This is a genomic window from Streptacidiphilus sp. ASG 303, from assembly GCF_020991365.1.
GTDB lineage: Bacteria > Actinomycetota > Actinomycetes > Streptomycetales > Streptomycetaceae > Peterkaempfera.
Map to the genome: position 1 here is coordinate 1 of NZ_JAJLRA010000081.1, position 1,101 is coordinate 1,101.

General features: G+C 67.6%; 1 protein-coding gene. It reads right to left on the reverse strand.

From position 1 onward, the window contains the following. On the reverse strand, positions 1–1,101 hold a 1,101-nt coding region (locus LO771_RS29985; protein ID WP_230748309.1), incomplete at both ends, for an alpha-amylase family protein.

The following is a 1,101-nucleotide window of genomic DNA, read 5'->3' on the forward strand; positions in this document are numbered from 1 at the left end:
GGCAGCGAGGTCTGGAAGGTCTGGGTGACCGCGCTGCTCTCGTGGTTGATGGCGACGTAGCCCTTGCTGCCGCGGCCGAAGGCGATGGCGTTGTTGCCGTTGGACCACCAGTTGGTCACCGCGGTGCCGGAGACGGCGTTGCGGAAGGCCACCATGTTGGCGATCTGGCGCCACTTGTGCTGGCACTTCCAGCCGTCCTGGTAGCAGGCGTTGACGGTGCCGCCGCCCGGGGGTCCGGCGTCGACGTCGGTGAACTCGTAGCCGGAGTAGACGTTGGGCGAGCCGTAGGGCCAGGCGAGGAGGTAGACGTTGGCCAGGGTGTAGGTGTTGCCGGCCTTGTAGTTGAGGGTGGAGCCGTTGCGCTCGGTGTCCCAGTTGTCGACGAAGGTGCGGCTGCTGGCGCTGGGGAGGTAGCCGGCGCCCCAGGAGTCGTTCCAGTTGCTGAGGTAGGCGAGTTTCTCGCTGGTGAAGATGCGCTTGAGGTCGTAGGCGCCCTGGAAGGCGTCGACGTCGCCGGTGGCGGTGTACTCGCCGGGCTGGACGGCCTCGCCGGAGCCGTAGATGACCTCCTGGGCCCAGAAGACGTTGGGGTTGGTGAGCTTGGCCTTGACGGCGGCGAGGTCGGTGGCGGCGATGTGCTTGGCGGCGTCGATGCGGAAGCCGTCGACGCCCTTGGCGAGGAGGCTGTTGAGGTAGGCGGCGATGGTGGAGCGGACGTAGTCGCTGCCGGTGTTGAGGTCGGCGAGGCCGGAGAGTTCGCAGTTCTGGACGTTGCTGCGGTCGGCGTAGTTGCTGATGTTGGTGCGGCAGGAGTGGAAGTCCTGGTCCTGGTAGTAGCCGGGGTAGGTGTACTTGGTGTACTGGGTGCCGCCGGTGCCGGTCCCGGAGCCGGCGCTCATGTGGTTGACGACGGCGTCGGCGATGACCTTGACGCCGGCGGCGTGGCAGGTGTTCACCATGCTCTGGAAGGCGGTGGCGTCGCCGAGGCGGCCGGCGATCCGGTAGCTGACGGGCTGGTAGGAGGTCCACCACTGGGAGCCCTGGATGTGCTCCTGGGGCGGGGAGACCTCGACGAAGCCGTAGCCCTTGGGACCGAGGGTG